Below are 18,762 nucleotides of genomic sequence, written 5' to 3'. Positions count from 1 at the left end.
GAGATTATAATGTCTATAGAGTTTAAACCTATGAGAAGTCTTATATATGTTGATGTTGTAAAAGAGGATTATAGGCATAAGTTAAAACATTGGTTATATCGCTACCATATAGCAGATAGTATTTCACAATTTAGACCTTACGTAGCTAAGTATGCATTTTATCCAGCTTTGCCAACTCCACCAGAAGGAGAAAGATTTGGAACATGTAGAATGCAGTTAACAGAACATTACTGGTTGGTTAATCCAATGACAGAGGAATTTAAAAATAAGGCTTTTACAGAATATTTTCCAGTAGATGTATTAAAATGGCAGGGAAATATTCCAGATGATGAAGATTTAAGTAATGGAAAAACAGTTAATATAGAAGGGGACGATGCAAGATCTACAGGTGGAGATAACGGGATGCCTCCATTTATATTTGCTTTTGTACCGATTTGCTGGGAAGAAGATTTCAAAGGTTCTAAAAGAACAGCAGAAGATGGTCCAAACTATAGATGGCAATTTGTTATGAAATATCCAGAGGGTGTTTCTATGGAAGAAGGGGACAAGTGGTTTTATGAAGAAGTTGTTCCTAAATTCCAAGCTATGCCAGAAGTACTAAGAATGTTATCGAGTAAAATTATTCAGGAGGTTAATGGATGTCCATATCAAAGAGTAGTTGAAATGTGGTTTGATTGCCCATCTCAGTGGTATAAAGCAGCTGTAGTAAAGGCAAAAGATATTAAAAAACCATCTTGGGCAAAATATGATCAATTTCCATATTTAAAGCCAAGGTTTGAAATATCAAGCATATTCTTAACAGATATTGCTGAAAGTGATAACTATACACAATATCATGGATATATAACAATGCGATAAATATGGCCCTATCCTAAAGGATAGGGCTTTATTATGATTCTTTAAAAGTCTAAATTGCCTGACGATTTTGGATGCAAAATATATCCTTATATTTATTAAGTTATACTATTAAAACCATTAAGTTCAGATGCATCAAGTGGATCGACTGTAATAATCTCAATTCCCTTTTCTTTTAGCATTTCTAACTGCTTAGGATCTGCTCCAGAGTCGGTAATAAGGTAAGATACTTTATTTAAATCTCCGCTTATAAAGTTGTGTTCAACTCCTATCTTAGAGCTGTCAGCAAGGACAATTACAGGGCCGCTGCACCTTTTTAGCATCATCTGATTTACTGCTGTTTCTTGAAGTACAGATGTTGTAATACCAGTTTTAATGTTTATACCACTTACACCCATGATACACTTATTTGCAACAACCTTTGATAGTATATGAGTTGCAAACTCTCCAACCATTGATTGTTTTCTCTCATAAACTTCTCCTCCGGTTAAAACAAGTTCAACCTTTGGATCTTTTTGTACTTGTAGTGCTTTACCATTGTTTGTAATTACTATTACATGTTTGTTATGCAGATATTTTAGTACAAGTAATGCTGTTGAACTTGAGTTCATAAATATAGTATCACCATCATTAATTAAACTTGCAGCCATTTTTGCTATTGCAAGCTTTTGGAGAATATAGTTTTTTGATGAATCGCTAAGGCTTGGATCATCTCCTAACGCACCTTCGATTAAGGTTGCACCTCCATGAAACCTTTCTACTATTCCCTTTTCTTCAAATATCTGAAGATCGCGCCTTATAGTGATAGGAGATACATTAAGCAATTCGGAAAGAGTTTCTACCTTTGCTGTTTTGTGCTCATTTAAATATTGGAGTATTAATTGTTGCCTTTTGCATACTACACCTTTACTATTTTTCATAATGCCCTCCATAATTAATATTAAATAAACTAAAACATTAATACAGTAATTTTTCAATACATAAAATGAACAAATGATCTCTTATACTTATATTATATTTTATTTTATGATTGATTTCAAACATAAAATAAACAAAAATCATAGTTTTTAAAAATATTTAATAATAATATGAAAATTTTATATTGAAATAATTCAAAAAATTAGTTATTATTGAAGTGTAAACAATCATAAAACATATAAATCATTCATATATCAAATAATTTATGATTGTTTTACACGCAAGAACTAAAATTCAACTTTTAAAATTAAGTATGTTAGGAACAATGTGTAAAAGAACAAAAAATAAATTATATGAACGATTAAGGAGGATAATAAATGGCTAAAATTGATCAAATTACAAGAGAATCATGGATTCTAAGTACATTCCCAGAATGGGGTACATGGCTAAATGAAGAGATTGAACAGGAAGTAGTAAAACCAGGAACCTTTGCCATGTGGTGGCTTGGATGTACAGGTATCTGGGTAAAAACAGAAGGAAATACTAATATATGTATTGATTTCTGGTGTGGAAGCGGCAAAAAAACAAAAGCAAATCCATATATAGATCCACAGCACCAGATGGCAAGAATGTGCGGAGGAAAAAAACTTCAGCCTAATCTTAGGGTTTCACCCTGTGTACTTGATCCTTTTGCAATAAAAGAAATAGATGCGGTATTATCTACTCATTATCATAATGATCATATAGATGTTAATGTTGCAGCAGCAGTTATGAAAAACTGTTCAAAGGATGTTCCCTTTATAGGACCAAAGTATTCAGTTGAAAAATGGATAGAATGGGGAGTACCAAGGGAACGTTGCATAACAGTTAAGCCTGGTGATGTTGTAAAAATAAAAGACATTGAGATAGTAGCTTTAGAGTCCTTTGACCGTACAGCACTTATTACATCACCTCCAGATGGTGATATAAGAGGCAGAATGCCTGATGATATGGATGAAAAGGCAGTTAATTTCCTTATAAAAACTCCTGGAGGAAATATATATCACAGCGGTGATTCCCATTATTCAAATTATTATGCTAAACATGGAAATGACTATGAGATAGATGTTGCTTTAGGTTCCTTTGGAGAAAACCCAAGAGGAGTAACAGATAAAATGACTGCATCTGATATTTTGAGAATGGCAGAAGCTTTAAACACAAAGGTAATAATTCCTTTCCATCATGATATATGGTCTAATTTTCAGGCTGATCCAGCTGAAATAACTATGCTTTATGAGATGAAAAAGCACAGACTTCAATATAAATTCAAACCATTTATATGGCAGGTTGGAGGAAAGTTTGTATTCCCAGATGATAAAGATAATAGAGAGTACCATTATCCAAGAGGTTTTGATGATTGCTTTGAAAACGATATAAACATTCCTTTTACTTCATTCCTATAATAGAAATATTAATTGATTGGAGGATAAAATGTTTAAGGAACTAATAGAGAAAAAAAGATATTCCTTTCATGACGGATTTGAATCATGGGAAGAAGCAATAGTAGCAGCATGCCAGCCTCTTATAAAGGATGGTGCAATACTTGAAGAATATATAGATTTAATTATAAAAAATGTAAAAGAGTATGGACCTTATATAGTAATAGCCCCTGATATTTGCATTCCTCATGCACAGGAAGGAAAAGGAGTAAATGAAACAGCTGTATGCTTTATGAAAACTAAAAGACCTGTGCATTTTAGCGACAGCCCTGAACATGATGCTCGATTGTTTTTCGTATTAGCTTCAACAGATAATAGTATTCACTTGCAAAACCTTGCAGAACTTGTTGAATATCTATCAGATGAAAACATTGTTAAAAAGCTTCTTGAAGCAGAATCTATTGAAGATATTAAAAATCTTTTTTAAAAATGTTAATTAAAGTTATATTATAACTTCAAAATAAAAAAATAATGGAGGGGGAAAATTTATGAACATTATTATGACAGTATGGGGATTTTTCCAGAATAATATCCTCACAAAGCCGGCCTTTTTCGTTGGTTTTATAGTTTTAATCGGCTACCTTCTTTTAAGGCGTCCTTTTTACGAAGCATTAGCAGGGTTTATTAAGGCAACAGTTGGTTATCTTATTTTAAATGTTGCAGCTGGCGGACTTGTTAACAATTTCAGGCCAATACTTGCAGCACTAAAAGATAGATTTAACTTAACAGCAGCAGTTATAGACCCATATTTTGGTCAGGCAGCTGCTCAGGCTGCAGTTGAAAAGTCTGGAAAAGCATTTTCCATGATGATGGTAGTTCTTCTTATAGCATTTATATTCAACATAGTACTTGTTCTTCTTAGAAAATGGACAAAAGTACGTACAGTGTTTATTACAGGACATATAATGGTACAGCAGTCTTCAACAGCACTTTGGATGGTATTTTTCTGTTTCCCACAGCTTAGCAATGCTGGTGTTGTAACTATGCTTGGACTTTTACTTGGAACATACTGGGCAGTTGCTTCAAACCTTACAGTTGAGGCATGTCAGGAGCTTACTGAAGGCGGCGGATTTGCAGTTGGTCATCAGCAGATGTTTGGAATTTGGCTTACAGATAAGATAGCAGGCAAAATAGGCAAAAAAGGAAAGAAAATAGAGGATTTAGAGCTTCCAGGATTTTTATCAATATTTAATGAAAATGTTGTTGCAACAGGAATTTTAATGCTCCTATTCTTTGGAATTATTATGACCATATTAGGACCTGAACTGCTTCATAAAATAGATAATACCTTTGGCAAGACTCAAAACTTCTATTTCTATATAATTGAAAAATCCTTTAATTTTGCAGTTTACTTATGTATATTACAGCTTGGAGTTAGGATGTTCGTTTCAGAGCTTACAGAATCCTTCCAAGGTATATCAAACAGACTTCTTCCAGGTTCAATACCTGCCGTTGACTGTGCAGCAACTTATGGATTTGGTCATCCAAATGCAATAACAATAGGATTCTTATTTGGAGCTTTGGGACAATTTTTAATGATAATAGGACTTATAGTATTCAAGAGCCCAGTATTAATAATTACAGGATTCGTTCCAGTATTCTTTGATAACGCTACCTTTGCAGTATTTGCAAATAAAAAGGGTGGCTTAAAGGCAGCAGCGATTATTCCTTTCCTATCTGGTATATTACAAGTATTAGGAGGAGCATTTGCAGCATATTTCTTTGAACTTGCTAAATTTGGAGGATGGCATGGTAATTTTGACTGGGATACAGTATGGCCAGTTATAGGAGTTTTAATGAAATACGGTAAATATGCAGGTGTTGCTGTTGTAATCCTTTTACTTCTTGCTATTCCTCAATTCCAATATAGAAAGAATAAAGAACATTATTTTACAATTGCTGAAGATTATGAATCTTATGCAGCAAGTATATCAAAGTAAGATATAAAATTATTTTGGAGGTATAAAAATGTTAAAAGTTATAGCAGCTTGCGGAAGCGGAATGGGATCAAGCCAGATTATAAAAATGAAAATAGAAAAGATTTTTAAGAAACTTGGAATATCTGTTCAAATTCATCACAGCAGTGTTAGTGAAGCAAAAAACCTTGCATCAAATTACGATGTTGTATTTTGCTCTGAGGCGCTAAAAGGAAATTTTGCGAATGCTGCTGCAAATGGAACTATAGTAATAGGACTTAAAAATCTATTATCTGAACAGGAAATAGAGCAAAAGATTATTGAAAACATTGTTAATAAAAAATGATTATTACTTTATGCTTCATCGGAACATTTAATGTTCCGATGAAGCATTTATAAAATAAAAAGGAGCTGACAATATGAAATTTGAGAAGAAAATTCTAGCAAACCTTCATAGATGCTATGCTGTAAGCAGTTTTGATGTAAATTCTGAAAGAAAAATATTTTTTGCAACCGAGGGAGAGGGACCATGCTATATGTTCTCAGGTTCTGATTTTAAACAATCAACAGTATGGGATGGGCCAGGAGGAACTATGTCCATTGTGCCTATTCCGGGGAAAAATGGAGATTTTCTTGCAGTTCAAAACTTTTTCCCAACATTCAGGTCAGAAAATGCAACTATTGTATGGGGAAAACCATTAGAAAATGGAGAATGGGATGTAAAAACTGTTCTTAATCTTCCTTATGTTCATCGTTTTGATATATTAACATCGGGAGGAGTTAATTATTTTATTGGAGCAACTTTATGCACATCAAAGAAGGACAAGGATGACTGGTCAGATCCTGGTAAAATATATGTTGGTGTGCTTCCTGATGATCTTTCACAGCCAATTGAGCTTACGGTTATAAAGGAAGGATTAACAAAGAACCATGGATATTGCAGGGCTGTTTGGAATGGAAAGACTGCAGGAATGGTAACATGTGAAGAAGGAGTTTTTGCTGTTATTCCTCCAAAATCAAAAGGAGAAGGGTGGACTATTGAAACTGTATTAGAAAGGCCTGTAAGCGATATTGCAGTAATTGATATAGATGGTGATGGAATTGATGAGCTTGTAACTATTGAGCCCTTTCATGGAGGAAATTTCGTTATAAATAAGAAAATTGGAGACAAATATGAGATTGTTTATAAATACCCAAAGGAAATGGATTTTGGACATGTAGTATGGGGTGGAATGCTAAGAGGAATTCCAACGATAATAGGTGGATATAGAAGATTTGAAAAGGAGCTTTTCTATATTCAATGTGAAAGCAAAAATCCATTGACCTTTAAAACAGGTGTTATCGAGGCTGGGACAGGCCCAAGTAATATTTATGTAATAAATGATAAGGATAGAGATATTATAGTTTCTGCAAATCGTGAAATAGGAGAAGCAGCATTATACTTTGTAACAGATTAATTGGAATAGAAGGTGGTACTATGAAGGATTACTTGCTTGGACTTTATGAAAAATCGATGCCAAATTATCTTTCATGGAAAGAAAAACTTACTTGTGCAAAGGAAGCAGGCTTTGATTTTGTTGAAATGAGCATAGATGAAACCGATGAAAAACTTGCAAGACTTGATAGTAAAAAAAGTGAAAGATTTGAAATTATAAAAGATATCTATGAGGTTGGAATTCCAATACGCACTATGTGTTTGAGTGGTCACAGAAAATATCCCATTGGAAGCTCTAATGAAGCTGTAAGAGAAAAAAGCATTGAAATAATGGAAAAAGCAATTGATCTTGCCTGTGATATAGGAATAAGAATAATTCAAATTGCAGGTTATGATGTATACTATGAGGAATCAAACAGCAAGACAAAGGAATATTTTTTAATAAATCTTGAAAAGTGCGTTGAAATGGCAGCAAAAAAAGGAGTAATACTTGCGTTTGAAACCATGGAAACGGAATTTATGAATACTGTTAGCAAAGCGATGCATTATGTAAATAAAATAAATTCTCCATACTTGCAGATATATCCTGATGCAGGCAATATAACAAATGCAGCAGTATTATACAACAATTGTGTATTTGAAGATATAAAAGCTGGAAAAGGGCATATTGCTGCTGTGCATTTAAAAGAAACTATACCTAATAAATTTAGAGAGATTCCTTTTGGTACAGGCCATGTTGATTTTGAAAATATAATTAAAACTTCATGGGCTTTAGGAGTTAGAAAATATGTTGCAGAGTTTTGGTATACAGGAAATGAGAATTGGATGGATGATATTAAAAATGCAAGAAGATTTATGGATGAAAAGTTTAAAAGAGCTTTAAAGGAATATGCTTAAAAAGATTAATTTAAGGAGGCATTAATATGCTTGAGCATATAAAGGAGAGAGTATTGAAAGCTAATCTTGAATTGCCAAAGAGAAATCTTGTTATCTATACATGGGGAAATGTAAGTGAAATAGATAGAGAAAAAGGTCTAATTGTAATAAAGCCAAGTGGAGTAGATTATGAAAATATGACTGCAGAGGATATGGTAGTTGTTGATTTGGAAGGGAATGTTGTAGAGGGAAAACTTAGACCATCCTCTGATACTCCAACTCATATTGAGCTTTATAAAGCATTTCCTGAGATTGGAGGAATTGTTCACACTCATTCTCACTGGGCAACTATTTGGGCTCAAACAGGAATGTCAATTCCTGCTATGGGAACAACTCATGCAGATTATTTTTATGGAGAAATTCCATGTACAAGGCCCTTAAAAGATGAAGAAATATTAGGTAGCTATGAAAAGGAAACTGGTAAGGTTATAGTAGAGACTCTTAAAGGGAAGAATCCTATGCATACTCCAGGTGTTATTGTAAATGATCATGGGCCATTCTGCTGGGGTAAAGATGCAAAGGAGGCTGTACACAATGCAGTTATATTAGAAGAGATAGCAAGTATGGCATATCATACAAAAATCTTAAATCCAGCAGACTCTGGTGCAAAAAATACACTAATAATTAAGCATTTTATGAGAAAACACGGAGAAAATGCTTACTATGGGCAAAAATAATATAACATAATATTGTTATAAATAGAATGCATTAGGTATTTGAGTTTAAATTCTGTATCTAATGCATTATTTTTTAATATAAAACATGAAACTATTATAATTTTATATAAAGTTAAATAAGTATTATTATTCCAAAATGGATTAACTTTGAAAACATGAAGAATAGAGTTTGAAGTATTTGAATGATAAGTGATTATATTTATTAGTATTTTTGATAAGCTTTTGAATATAAAAAAAGAGGGGGATTAGGAGCCATTACATTATATATCATGACTCCTAAATGTCATCATAATGTATTATAGCATAAAATAAGAAGTTGTGTGTTAATATTTTGTTAATAAATTGACGAACATGAAAATTTAATTGAATTTGAAAAAGGATTATTTCATATATTGAAATAATCCTTTTTGTTATAGAAGAGAATTGTATGAAGGTACTGGTATAGGATTTTTAACTGTAGAGTCGTTATATTGCATTGAAAGAGAGGCTATCATTGATGAAGATATTATAAACATAATTCCCATTTGAGGAGCCATTATAGTAAAGTCAACTATTCCATGTACTATTATTGATGCCTGTATTGCAGCAAGAAGAGGAACAAGCCTGCAATTATCATTATAAAGAATTCTTATACCTTCAAATATATATAGCTTCATATAGATATACACAGTTAGTCCAACTATTCCCAAGGTGGTTGCAAGAGTTATCCATATATTATGACCATGTACTTCTCTCTTATAATAATTAATATAATAAATTCCATTTTTATATATTCCTAAGAGTCCCCATCCAGTTATTGGTTTAAGCTGAAACATTCTGTAACATCCATCCCATATAGCTTGGCGGCTATTTATGGAGTTATCTATTTCATGGCCTACGATAAATTTTAAACTTGGTAAATATAGCGGAGCATAAACCATTGCTACAATTATCAAAGAAGATAACAATAAGAAACTAAAGGTTTCTTTGTTTTTGCTTAAAAAGAAATATATAAATATACCAGCAAAAAGTCCAAAGGCAGCACCACGAGATCCTGTTAAGAAAAAGGCTATAATAAAAAGAGTTAATGCGATATAGTAAAATAATTTATTTTTTTGGTTCTTATTAATGAAATAAATACAAACTAATATCATACAACAGAACCATGCCCCTGCAACGTTTGGGTTACCAAAGGTACTGTATATTCTATGGTTCTTATCTGGCCAAGGGTGGCATGATAATATCTTTGCCCAAAAAGGGTTAGACCAATAGCTGAAGGCTATTTTTTCAGCTATTCCAATAAGAGCTGAGAAAAAAGATATTTTCAAAATTAGTTTAAATAATTCTTCAATTTTATACTCACTATCATAGTAGTTTTCTATAAAAACGCTTAAGAAAAAGTAAAGAAGAAAAGCTACTGACAATAGGGTTGATATAATATTTCTATTTATAATCCCGACTATTAACGACCATATAAAGAGAACTAATAGTCCTCTGTTCCAAGGATTCATTGGTATGACGTCTTTGTTTGTTATTGTTTTATATATCATATAAATAATCGGTATAAAAGACGTAAATGGAGAAATTACTACAAATAGTGCTGATGTAAACATTTTAAGACCCCTTTATTATATTTTTCCATACCATTTCTTATAGTAAATCATAAAGTAGTAAACTTCAAACATTTAGTAGTAAATTTAAAAAAATGTTTACATACTAAAATGATTCTTTTATTTTTATATTAAACTTACAAAAAAATAATATACCATTAATTATTGAGCAATAATTAATAAGATTTTAAAAATATATTAATTTTAAAATCTTATTTAACTAATCAGCAAGAGAAGTCGCCTACTTCTATAAGTGGTGGTAGCTCACAGTGATTACATTAACTCAAAACGGATTTTAGACAACCCATTTTGGGTTAAGAACTTTGCAAGAGCCCCGTGAATGGATTTTAAAAAGGCATCTTTCATGAGCTTAGAATTGCTTAGTAAAATGAATAAGTACCAGGGAAAGTCTTCAGGGGGCTTAACAAAAACAAACTTTTTCAACAGCCTGAAATTATTAAAAGCCCTATAAAAAGTATAGGGCTTTTAATAATTAATAAATGTATGAAAGATATGAACTATAGGCCCAGCCTACGGTTCCATTTATATTTATCTTGTACCAGGTGCCACTTGAGGAGTAATCAAGAACCATAGCATATTGTCCTTGTTTTAAAACTCCTATTATAGGTGATGTTGATGAAGGATTTAATCTTATATTAAGCTGAGTCACACCCTTAACTGTCACATATTTTCCACTGGGTATAGGAGATATTAAACTTCCCCATACGTAGCCTTTTTGTCCATTAACGCTAACTTGGTACCAACCAGAGGAATAGCTTACTATATATATTATTGTTCCCTTTGGAAGTGCTGTTATAATGCTTGCAGAAGTTGAAGGAGCACTTCTTAGGTTAGCGAGAGATACGCTATCTGATATTTGAGCAAATATTCCTGTGTCAACTGGCTTTGGAAGAGTTTCAGACTGTGTAGTTCCACTAAGTGAGGAAGTGGTTTGTATTGTAGATTGCTGTGAATCATCTATTATATAGTTATATCTTCCAGCTATATAGCCATTGTTTATTTCTTTCATGCTTAAAAAGTAACACTTTGTACCTTGAATTCCACCGTAGAATGTATCGGTAGTAGATTCATAGGTAAAGGCACCATCAACTCCATTTAAACTTCCCCATCTATCAAATATTACAACGTGATCGCCAGGTTTATTTAATATATCCATGTGCTTTAAATCTTTTATATCTATCTTAGTAAAATAGCTATTAAAAAGGGTAGAAGTAGAGAGTTTCCAATCCTTTATATTAAATACAGCTTGTACAAATCCTGAACAATCAAGTCCAGCAGTTTGTGAAATGTATCCCATGCCTGACTGAGTATTAACATTTCCAGCGAATGCACCTTTTTCTATTGCATCAAGAAAACTTGTCCACGGTGCATTGTAGGAATAGGTGTCAATGCTATCTAATCCTCCCCAGTTGTAGGGGATGCCTGTGAATACCCCGCTGACTACATCTTTAAACTGTGAGGGTTGTGTTACATAAAAAGATTTGTCAGCACTTATATTACCGTTTTTATTTTTTGAATAGGTCCATTTTAGATTAATAATGTTAAGAGCTCTTTTTTCAGCTTCACTCCTTGTAATTGGGTTTTGAGGAGCTGCAAAGGATTTTTTATAAGGCATAAAAAGAAATGTTAATAGAAATACTGTTACAGATAGAATTGACAAAGTTTTTTTCATATAGTTCCTCCTTTGCGCTTTATGAATAGAATAAAAAATATATTGGTTAACATAATTATACTTTGCAGGTTTAACTGTTTTCAATGAATAAAATGTGGTAATACAAAAGGGAGCCTATATAATCTCTTGAATTATATAGGCTCCCTAATTGTAAAACAATTATTTTTCTGAAATTTTATTTTAGAGTAGCTTTTCTATAAAGATTTAAATGAAAATCCATTATTCAAATATTATAAGGTTAGTACCAAATAACCAGTTCTTCTATATCTTTTCTAATTTTATTATAGTTATGCTCCTTTGGATATCCTAAAGGAGTAAAAGCAACAGGCTCAAGATTGCTGTCAAGCTTTAAAACTTCTTTTGCAGCTTTATTATCAAAAGCTCCAATCCAGCAGGTGCCAAGATTAAGCTCAGTTGCAGCAAGTATTATATGATCCATAACAATTGCAGCATCTATATCACAATAGTTTTTGCCATCAGCCCTTGTCCATGCCTTGCTTGGTATTGAGCATATTCCTAAGATTATTGGGGCTTCAACAAACCATTCCCTATTATATATCTTTTTAAGTTCGTTTTCTCTACCATTTGTTTTTATAACGAGTATTTTAAAAGCTTGTTTATTTGCACTTGTAGGAGCTAACCTTGCAGCTTCAAGAATAAGTTTTAATTTTTCCTCTTCAACATTGTCCTTTTTATAAGCTCTAATACTGCATCTTTTCCTTATTAGGTCAAAATATTCCATAGAACACCTCCTTAAAATAATATGTAGTATAAATTTATTATAAGTATAGTTATTATATACTTAATATTTCCTTTTATTATATATTTTTTACAATAGCAAGTCTATATATTGATTTATTCAAAAATTCGAAAAATTTCACCATTATTTATGCAATAATTATGTTAATTATTTGAAATATTTATTAAAAACATAAATATTTAATGAGAAAAACAATTTTAATATTTCTATATTTAGTATACAATGTATATTAATTAATATAGTCTATTAATATGAAAGTAGGAGGAATTATTATGACTGTTAAAATTATCGCTGACAGCTGCTGTGATTTAAACGATGAGATAAAAAGGAACACGAATATCAGTATTGTTCCTTTAACCATAGAAATTGAAGGGAAAGTGTATAAGGATGATGAAACTTTAAATATTAACGATTTTCTTGATGTTATGAGAAAAAGTAAAGAATGTCCTAAAACATCCTGTCCTTCTCCAGTAGATTTTATGAAACAATATAATGGTGATGAAAGTGTATTTGTTGTAACTTTATCTTCAGCCTTAAGTGGAACGTATAAAAGTGCTGTAATGGCAAAGGATATGTTTAAAGAAGAAATTAAAGAAAAATTTATACATGTTTTTGATTCATTAAGTGCTTCTGTTGGGGAGACACTTGTAAGTTTAAAAATAGATGAGCTTAGCAAAAAAGGCATTAGTGAACTTGAGATAGTAGATAAAGTTGAAGAATATATAAAGGAAATGAAGACGTTTTTTATGTTAAATACCTTAGAAAATCTTGTTAAGGCAGGAAGAATAAGCCCTATTATTGCAAAGGTTACATCTTTAATCTCATTGAAACCTATAATGGCAGGAACTGAGGAAGGAACTATAAAGATACAAGAAAAGGTTATAGGCGCTCAAAAAGCATTTAGAAGGTTTATAGAAATAATAGGAGAGCAGGGAGTCAACTTAGAAAATAAAGTTTTAGGAATTGCCCATTGTAATTGCCTTGATAAAGCAATTGAATTTAAAAATGAAGTTTTAAAAAGGTATAAATTTAAAGATATTATAATAGTTCCAACAGCAGGAATAAGTACAGTGTATGCTAACGAAGGAGGAATTATAATAGCTTTTTAATATAAATGATATATTAACAATATTAATCATTTCATCCACCAACTCCCTGATTATAAGTTCGAATATTGGTTAAATTAATAGTAGAACAGGAACAGGAGGTGAATGAAATGGCAGACAACAAATTCTATGGAGGATTTGCAGGAGCAGCTGGCTATGGTGCAGCAGCAGGTTCAAAGAACCAAAGTGTTGTTCCAGAAGCAAAGAAGGGGCTTGACCAGTTCAAAGAAGAGGTAGCAGCAGAGGTAGGAGTACAGGTACCAGCAACTGGATACTGGGGAAATATGACTTCTAAAGAATGTGGTACTGTAGGTGGCTACATGGTAAAGAAAATGGTTGAGGCTTATGAGAGAAACTTAGCAGGAAAGTAATATAAATAGTTAAAAAGGGAGTATTCTTGCTCCCTTTTTATTTAGAGGTGATTTAATGAATAGTAAGATAATCGACGAACTTAATACATTGCTTAAAGGAGAGTATATGGGAATAGATTCTTATGAAAAATTCATCCAAAAGGTTCAAAACAAGCATGTAAAACATGAACTTCAAAATATACAAAAAGATCACAAAAACCATGCTATAAAGATTGCTGAAAGGATACAAGACTTAGGTGGGGAGCCTGTAAATGGAGTTGGCTTTATTGGCAAAATAGCAGAGGTTGCATCTAATATAAAAAATATTAACAAAAAAAGTGATATTGAAATATTAAAACAGGCCTATGACGGGGAGGACTTTGGAATTAGAATGGCAACTGAAGTTGTAAAAGGGGATCTTGATGGTAATAGTGCAGTGCTTGTAAAGGAAATGCTAAATGAAGATAGGAATCATCTTGATACATTAAACAATTTAATTCGAGAGGTAGGCAATGTGCAGTAAGTATATCTTGACAATATTGATTAATAATATTATAATTTACGAATAAAATATTAAGTAGACGATGAAGGGAAGAGTAGATACAGAAATGGATTTAAGCGAGCCGATGAGGGTGGAAGTTCGGCATCACAGCTGTATTGAAGAACATCCCGGAGTTCCCAACCGAAATGAAAAGAGTAGGCTTGGGGGTGTTTAGAACCTTATATCTAAAGAGTATCGGATATAAATCCTGTACTTTAGAGGTGGCCTTTTGGCAAATTGGGTGGTACCGCGAATTAACCTTCGTCCCTTTATGTGGCGAAGGTTTTTATTTTTGAACAACAAAAGGAGGAGGGTAAAGATGGAAGGAACTACAATAAAGAATTTATATAGGCAGCTAGACAGTTTTGAAAACAAAGAGGTAAAGATATCAGGTTGGATTAGGACTTTAAGATCATCAAAATCCTTTGGATTCATAGAATTAAATGACGGAACTTTCTTTAAAAATGTTCAGATTGTATTTGATGAGGGGCTTGAAAATTTTAAGGATGTTGAAAAGCTCCCAATAAGCACTTCAATAACTGTTTTAGGTAAAGTTATATTAACTCCAGAAGCAAAACAACCTTTTGAAATTAAAGCTGATAGTATAATAGTTGAAGGAACCTCAAGTTCTGATTATCCTTTGCAAAAGAAGAAACATTCCTTTGAATATTTAAGAACTATAGCCCACTTAAGACCAAGGAGTAACACCTTTTCAGCCGTGTTTAGGGTACGTTCCATAGCAGCTTATGCTATCCATAAGTTCTTTCAAGAAAGAGGCTTTGTTTATGTAAACTCTCCTATAATAACAGCAAGTGACTGTGAAGGTGCAGGGCAGATGTTTAGGGTTACAACACTTGACTTAGATAACCTTCCAAGGACTGAAGGTGGAGAGATTGACTATTCAAAAGACTTTTTTGGGAAAACAACAAGCCTTACAGTAAGTGGACAACTTGAGGCTGAAGTTTTTGCTCTAGCCTTTAGGAATGTATATACTTTTGGACCAACTTTCAGGGCTGAAAATTCAAATACCCCAAGGCATGCTGCAGAATTTTGGATGATAGAGCCTGAAATTGCCTTTGCAGACCTTAAGGATGATATGGAGCTTGCAGAGGATATGGTTAAATATATAATAAACTATGTAATGGAAAACGCTCCAGAGGAAATGCAATTTTTTAACAGTTTCATAGATAACACTTTATTTGATAGGCTAAACAATGTTGTAAATTCTGAATTTGGACATGTAACCTATACTGAGGCAATAGATATACTCAAAAAGTCAGGACAACAGTTTGAGTTCCCTGTTGAGTGGGGAATAGATCTTCAAACTGAACATGAAAGGTATTTAACAGAAAAGGTGTTTAAAAAACCTGTATTTGTTACTGATTATCCAAAGGAAATAAAGGCTTTTTATATGAGGCTTAATGATGATAATAAAACCGTTGCTGCGATGGATCTTTTAGTTCCTGGGGTTGGAGAGATAATAGGTGGAAGTCAAAGAGAAGAAAGGCTTGACGTACTTGAAAGAAGGATGAAGGAACTTGGAATGGACATGGATAACTACTGGTGGTACTTAGAGCTTAGAAAATATGGTGGAACAAAGCATGCAGGCTTTGGTCTTGGGTTTGAAAGGATGATTATGTATTTAACTGGAATGAGCAATATAAGGGATGTTATACCTTTCCCAAGAACGCCAAAAAATGCAGAATTTTAGTTTATGTAGTATAGTATTATTTAACTAATCAGCGACAGGAGTCAACCACTTCTATAAGTGGGGTAGTTCACAAAGAATCTGGATGGCAGTGGGAGTTTCCTGCTGCTAAATGAGGAAAGCGCCAAAACATTTAATGCATTGGCGCTTTTAATATTTTTGAATTAATTAACAATCCTTAAGCGTATAGCCCATTATATAGTGGCGGTGTCCCTTTTCTTTTTTTGTAATTCCACAGTAATAGTGAATATGGCGTCCACCCCATATAGGAATATCAAAGCAGGTTAAAAATTTAAACTCATGGCAGTGACCGCAGGCAGAATCAGTTTTGCCGTATAGACAGTGTTTGTGGCATCTACAGTTTTCGTTAGTGTCGGATATGCAGTTATAATAATGACTGTGGCATTTGCAGACTGTAGTACAACCAGAGAAACGGTGTACATGGCAGCTATATCCACAATTTCTCACATTATCACCTCAATATATTGTTCTGATATATATTATGTTGTATGACAAAAAATGACACAAAACAATCTTTTTAACTAATTAGCGACAAAAATCCCCACTTCTATAAGTGGGGTAGTTCACTATATTATGAATAAAAAACAGGTTCAAAACCTGTTTTAGACTGCTGAAAAAGTTCCTAACACAAAAATGGTTTGTGGACAATATGAATATTTTATATAATTAATTCGTATATTCCAAGAATGATTATTATTAATGATGATACAATCTCACAACAGTTTGACAAATTTTTAGGAAGAGATTTGTTACCAATATAAAAGCCTAATTTAATAAATACTATGCTAAATATCATTGAACAAAAGGATGTTAAATATATATTTAATCCAGTAATGCTTGCACCAATACCAAGGCCAAAGTTATTTATGCATAGTATGATGCCTAAGAGGATTGACTCTTTAAATTCAATGTTTTTAGAATTGTTTGAGTCAATTATTTCAGGATGTTCAATAAAATTTTCATAGTAATTGTTTTTTTTACCTTTATCACAAGAAGCAAGGCTTTTTTTCTTTAAAGAGCCTATTAACATATATAATCCAAGTAATATTAGCAATACACTCCCTAAATAATTTGAATAAATTGAAGGAATATAGTTTACGAATGTTTTTCCAATTAGCATTGAAATAAAAGTACCAATACAAGAGATGAAGGCTATAATTAAATTGCTCATTATATTGATTTTGATTTTTAAAATCCCATAACTTAATCCAATAATAAAATTATCGGTGCTTGTAGAGACTGCAAAAAGAAAAACAGAAATAAAATCCATGTTATACCTCAAAAAGATTAGTACAAGATTATATTATGCAATTTTATAGAAAAGGTTCGATATTGGAAAATTCTATTTTCTCCAAAGGCTTATTAACTTTCTGGAAGCCTCTTCAATGGAGCTGCTTCCCAATATTGAAGATATTAAAGAGATACCATCTATATTTGTTTTTTTAACTTCTTCTATATTTGAAATTCCTATTCCGCCGATTCCAACAACGGGAATCGAAACACTATCTTTTATCTTTTTAAGTGTTTCTACTCCAATAGGAGCTTTAGCATCAGCTTTGCTTAAAGTTGGATACACGGGACCTGCACCAAGGTAATCAGCTCCGCTTTCTTCTCCATATATTGCTTCTTCAATGCTACTGACAGAATACCCCAATATTTTATCGCCAATTAATTTTCTTGCAACTTTAAGGGGTAAATCTTCCTGCCCTATATGAAGTCCGTCAGCATCAACGGATAGAGCAATGTCAAGCCTATCATTTATTATAAGAGGAATATTATAATAACTTGTAAGCTTTTTCATTTTAATTGCTATATTATAAAATTCAAGGCTTGATATATCTTTTTCGCGGAGCTGAACTATAGTAACTCCTCCTTTTATAGCTTCTTCAACGGCTTTAAAGATATCCTTCCCATTTAATATTTTTCTATCGGTTACAAGGTAAAGAGAATAATCTATAGGCATTCTATTTTACCTCCATTCAATATATCATCTTCAGTAAGGTTATATATAAAGTCAAATAGTTTTACTTTAAATGTTCCAGGCAAAACTTTTTCCATTGAATTTTGTGTCATTTCTCCCGCAAGGTTCATAGCAAGTATTGAAGCTGCTGTTGATGTAAACCTATCATTACATATAGAAGTGGCAGCAGTTAAGGCACCAACCATGCAGCCTGCTCCAGTGATTAATGTTAATATTGGTGTGCCGTTGTAAATAAGACATGTCCTTTTTCCATCTGTTATAATATCCCTTTTACCTGTAGCTGCAACAACAGTATTATACTGATTTGCAAGAGATATACAGGCTTCTATTGCATCTTCGCCATCGTCTATTGAATCAACTCCTCTTACTTTTCCAGAGAACCCTGCAAGGGATTTTATTTCTCCTATGTTCCCTTTTATTACAGAAATATTTCCATATTGGAGAAGTTTCCTTGCTATATCCATTTTTCTGCTTATTGCTCCACAGGCAACAGGATCAAGTACAACAGGTTTATTTAATTCTTTTGCTTTTTTTACTGCAATTATAGATGCTTCTTCCTGCTCCGCGGTTAATGTTCCAAGATTTATATAAAGTGCAGAGATGAGATTTACAAATTCTTCGACTTCATACTTAGATTCACACATTGCAGGAGAAGCACCAAAACAAAGGAGAATATTTGCACAATCATTGATTGTAACGTAATTTGTTATGCATTGAACAAGAGGGGTATTTTCACGAACTTTTTTTAAAACATTAGCAATTGATTTTAACATTTTTATTTCCTCCCAACTTAAAATT

At 32.5% G+C, this 18,762-nt stretch carries 20 protein-coding genes and 1 other annotated feature; of the genes, 12 read left to right on the top strand and 8 right to left on the bottom strand.

Going from position 1 to position 18,762, the window contains the following annotated elements; translation table 11 throughout:
* Positions 1–9: 9 nt before the first annotated feature.
* Positions 10–858: an acetyl-CoA hydrolase gene (locus FDN13_RS07470; RefSeq protein ID WP_138979638.1), complete on the top strand. Its 849-nt coding sequence runs from the start codon at positions 10–12 to the stop codon at positions 856–858.
* 95 nt (positions 859–953) lie between these two features.
* On the opposite strand, the gene FDN13_RS07465 is transcribed toward FDN13_RS07470, so the two are convergent.
* On the bottom strand, positions 954–1,775 hold the full coding sequence (locus FDN13_RS07465; protein ID WP_138979637.1) for a DeoR/GlpR family DNA-binding transcription regulator: 822 nt from the start codon (positions 1,773–1,775) through the stop codon (positions 954–956).
* A gap of 375 nt (positions 1,776–2,150) precedes the next feature.
* Here FDN13_RS07465 and ulaG point away from each other — a divergent pair, with 375 nt between their 5' ends.
* From ulaG to araD, 7 genes are all read left to right on the top strand, one after another.
* Entirely contained in the window at positions 2,151–3,215 is a 1,065-nt protein-coding gene (ulaG, locus tag FDN13_RS07460) for an L-ascorbate 6-phosphate lactonase (RefSeq protein WP_138979636.1), read from the top strand.
* Positions 3,216–3,243: 28 nt separating this feature from the next.
* Entirely contained in the window at positions 3,244–3,678 is a 435-nt protein-coding gene (locus FDN13_RS07455; protein WP_138979635.1) for a PTS sugar transporter subunit IIA, read from the top strand.
* Between the two features lie 61 nt (positions 3,679–3,739).
* The gene (locus tag FDN13_RS07450) at positions 3,740–5,191 is read left to right on the top strand and encodes a PTS ascorbate transporter subunit IIC (protein ID WP_138979634.1); all 1,452 of its coding nucleotides are present in this window, start codon (positions 3,740–3,742) and stop codon (positions 5,189–5,191) included.
* Positions 5,192–5,219: 28 nt separating this feature from the next.
* On the top strand, positions 5,220–5,513 hold the full coding sequence (locus FDN13_RS07445) for a PTS sugar transporter subunit IIB (RefSeq protein WP_138979633.1): 294 nt from the start codon (positions 5,220–5,222) through the stop codon (positions 5,511–5,513).
* A gap of 73 nt (positions 5,514–5,586) precedes the next feature.
* The gene (locus FDN13_RS07440) at positions 5,587–6,624 is read left to right on the top strand and encodes a hypothetical protein (protein ID WP_138979632.1); all 1,038 of its coding nucleotides are present in this window, start codon (positions 5,587–5,589) and stop codon (positions 6,622–6,624) included.
* A 20-nt stretch (positions 6,625–6,644) separates the two neighbouring features.
* On the top strand, positions 6,645–7,499 hold the full coding sequence (locus FDN13_RS07435; RefSeq protein WP_138979631.1) for an L-ribulose-5-phosphate 3-epimerase: 855 nt from the start codon (positions 6,645–6,647) through the stop codon (positions 7,497–7,499).
* 26 nt (positions 7,500–7,525) lie between these two features.
* On the top strand, positions 7,526–8,215 hold the full coding sequence (gene araD, locus FDN13_RS07430) for an L-ribulose-5-phosphate 4-epimerase (protein WP_138979630.1): 690 nt from the start codon (positions 7,526–7,528) through the stop codon (positions 8,213–8,215).
* A gap of 410 nt (positions 8,216–8,625) precedes the next feature.
* Here the strand turns inward: araD and FDN13_RS07425 are convergent, their stop codons facing one another.
* From FDN13_RS07425 to FDN13_RS07415, 3 genes are all read right to left on the bottom strand, one after another.
* Positions 8,626–9,807 carry an O-antigen ligase family protein gene (locus FDN13_RS07425; protein WP_138979629.1) on the bottom strand — a complete coding sequence of 394 codons (1,182 nt, stop codon included), beginning with the start codon at positions 9,805–9,807 and terminating at the stop codon, positions 8,626–8,628.
* Between the two features lie 490 nt (positions 9,808–10,297).
* Positions 10,298–11,497: an SH3 domain-containing protein gene (locus FDN13_RS07420; protein WP_138979628.1), complete on the bottom strand. Its 1,200-nt coding sequence runs from the start codon at positions 11,495–11,497 to the stop codon at positions 10,298–10,300.
* A gap of 238 nt (positions 11,498–11,735) precedes the next feature.
* Positions 11,736–12,239, bottom strand: a complete 504-nt coding sequence (locus tag FDN13_RS07415) for a nitroreductase family protein (RefSeq protein ID WP_138979627.1) — start codon at positions 12,237–12,239, stop codon at positions 11,736–11,738.
* Positions 12,240–12,529: 290 nt separating this feature from the next.
* On the opposite strand from FDN13_RS07415, the gene FDN13_RS07410 reads away from it, so the two are divergent.
* The 4 genes from FDN13_RS07410 to asnS all read left to right on the top strand — a co-directional run bounded on the left by FDN13_RS07410 (position 12,530) and on the right by asnS (position 15,965).
* Positions 12,530–13,366, top strand: a complete 837-nt coding sequence (locus FDN13_RS07410) for a DegV family protein (RefSeq protein ID WP_138979626.1) — start codon at positions 12,530–12,532, stop codon at positions 13,364–13,366.
* 107 nt (positions 13,367–13,473) lie between these two features.
* Positions 13,474–13,734 carry an alpha/beta-type small acid-soluble spore protein gene (locus FDN13_RS07405; protein ID WP_138979625.1) on the top strand — a complete coding sequence of 87 codons (261 nt, stop codon included), beginning with the start codon at positions 13,474–13,476 and terminating at the stop codon, positions 13,732–13,734.
* A 55-nt stretch (positions 13,735–13,789) separates the two neighbouring features.
* The gene (locus FDN13_RS07400) at positions 13,790–14,236 is read left to right on the top strand and encodes a DUF2383 domain-containing protein (protein ID WP_138979624.1); all 447 of its coding nucleotides are present in this window, start codon (positions 13,790–13,792) and stop codon (positions 14,234–14,236) included.
* 52 nt (positions 14,237–14,288) lie between these two features.
* Positions 14,289–14,526 (top strand) — a binding site (T-box leader).
* Positions 14,527–14,573: 47 nt separating this feature from the next.
* Positions 14,574–15,965, top strand: coding sequence for an asparagine--tRNA ligase (gene asnS, locus FDN13_RS07395; protein ID WP_138979623.1), 1,392 nt, complete (start codon positions 14,574–14,576; stop codon positions 15,963–15,965).
* Positions 15,966–16,130: 165 nt separating this feature from the next.
* Here the strand turns inward: asnS and FDN13_RS14585 are convergent, their stop codons facing one another.
* The 4 genes from FDN13_RS14585 to thiM form a co-directional block, all read right to left on the bottom strand.
* Positions 16,131–16,430 carry a YmaF family protein gene (locus FDN13_RS14585; protein WP_138979622.1) on the bottom strand — a complete coding sequence of 100 codons (300 nt, stop codon included), beginning with the start codon at positions 16,428–16,430 and terminating at the stop codon, positions 16,131–16,133.
* Between the two features lie 211 nt (positions 16,431–16,641).
* Complete coding sequence (ytaF, locus tag FDN13_RS07385) at positions 16,642–17,253, bottom strand: sporulation membrane protein YtaF (RefSeq protein ID WP_138979621.1); 612 nt, start codon at positions 17,251–17,253, stop codon at positions 16,642–16,644.
* Between the two features lie 72 nt (positions 17,254–17,325).
* Positions 17,326–17,946 (bottom strand): thiamine phosphate synthase, encoded by a 621-nt coding sequence (gene thiE / locus FDN13_RS07380; RefSeq protein WP_138979620.1) that lies wholly within the window; start codon positions 17,944–17,946, stop codon positions 17,326–17,328.
* Positions 17,937–18,737, bottom strand: a complete 801-nt coding sequence (gene thiM / locus FDN13_RS07375) for a hydroxyethylthiazole kinase (RefSeq protein ID WP_138979619.1) — start codon at positions 18,735–18,737, stop codon at positions 17,937–17,939. Before thiM ends, thiE begins: the two co-directional genes overlap by 10 nt.
* Positions 18,738–18,762 lie beyond the last annotated feature (25 nt).

It is taken from the genome of Caloramator sp. E03, from assembly GCF_006016075.1.
In the GTDB taxonomy this organism is placed as follows: Bacteria; Bacillota; Clostridia; order Clostridiales; family Caloramatoraceae; genus Caloramator_B.
This window is presented reverse-complemented; position numbering and strand designations above follow the sequence as displayed.

Bases quoted from the DNA above. Each gene is read 5' to 3' on its own strand.
- FDN13_RS07415 (WP_138979627.1), bottom strand. From the start codon at position 12,239: ATGGAATATTTTGACCTAATAAGGAAAAGATGCAGTATTAGAGCTTAT.
- araD (WP_138979630.1), top strand. From the start codon at position 7,526: ATGCTTGAGCATATAAAGGAGAGAGTATTGAAAGCTAATCTTGAATTG.
- FDN13_RS07445 (WP_138979633.1), top strand. From the start codon at position 5,220: ATGTTAAAAGTTATAGCAGCTTGCGGAAGCGGAATGGGATCAAGCCAG.
- FDN13_RS07420 (WP_138979628.1), bottom strand. From the start codon at position 11,497: ATGAAAAAAACTTTGTCAATTCTATCTGTAACAGTATTTCTATTAACA.
- FDN13_RS07470 (WP_138979638.1), top strand. From the start codon at position 10: ATGTCTATAGAGTTTAAACCTATGAGAAGTCTTATATATGTTGATGTT.
- thiE (WP_138979620.1), bottom strand. From the start codon at position 17,946: ATGCCTATAGATTATTCTCTTTACCTTGTAACCGATAGAAAAATATTA.
- FDN13_RS07400 (WP_138979624.1), top strand. From the start codon at position 13,790: ATGAATAGTAAGATAATCGACGAACTTAATACATTGCTTAAAGGAGAG.
- FDN13_RS07435 (WP_138979631.1), top strand. From the start codon at position 6,645: ATGAAGGATTACTTGCTTGGACTTTATGAAAAATCGATGCCAAATTAT.
- asnS (WP_138979623.1), top strand. From the start codon at position 14,574: ATGGAAGGAACTACAATAAAGAATTTATATAGGCAGCTAGACAGTTTT.
- FDN13_RS07450 (WP_138979634.1), top strand. From the start codon at position 3,740: ATGAACATTATTATGACAGTATGGGGATTTTTCCAGAATAATATCCTC.
- ulaG (WP_138979636.1), top strand. From the start codon at position 2,151: ATGGCTAAAATTGATCAAATTACAAGAGAATCATGGATTCTAAGTACA.
- FDN13_RS07425 (WP_138979629.1), bottom strand. From the start codon at position 9,807: ATGTTTACATCAGCACTATTTGTAGTAATTTCTCCATTTACGTCTTTT.
- FDN13_RS07410 (WP_138979626.1), top strand. From the start codon at position 12,530: ATGACTGTTAAAATTATCGCTGACAGCTGCTGTGATTTAAACGATGAG.
- FDN13_RS07455 (WP_138979635.1), top strand. From the start codon at position 3,244: ATGTTTAAGGAACTAATAGAGAAAAAAAGATATTCCTTTCATGACGGA.
- FDN13_RS07405 (WP_138979625.1), top strand. From the start codon at position 13,474: ATGGCAGACAACAAATTCTATGGAGGATTTGCAGGAGCAGCTGGCTAT.
- ytaF (WP_138979621.1), bottom strand. From the start codon at position 17,253: ATGGATTTTATTTCTGTTTTTCTTTTTGCAGTCTCTACAAGCACCGAT.
- thiM (WP_138979619.1), bottom strand. From the start codon at position 18,737: ATGTTAAAATCAATTGCTAATGTTTTAAAAAAAGTTCGTGAAAATACC.
- FDN13_RS07465 (WP_138979637.1), bottom strand. From the start codon at position 1,775: ATGAAAAATAGTAAAGGTGTAGTATGCAAAAGGCAACAATTAATACTC.
- FDN13_RS07440 (WP_138979632.1), top strand. From the start codon at position 5,587: ATGAAATTTGAGAAGAAAATTCTAGCAAACCTTCATAGATGCTATGCT.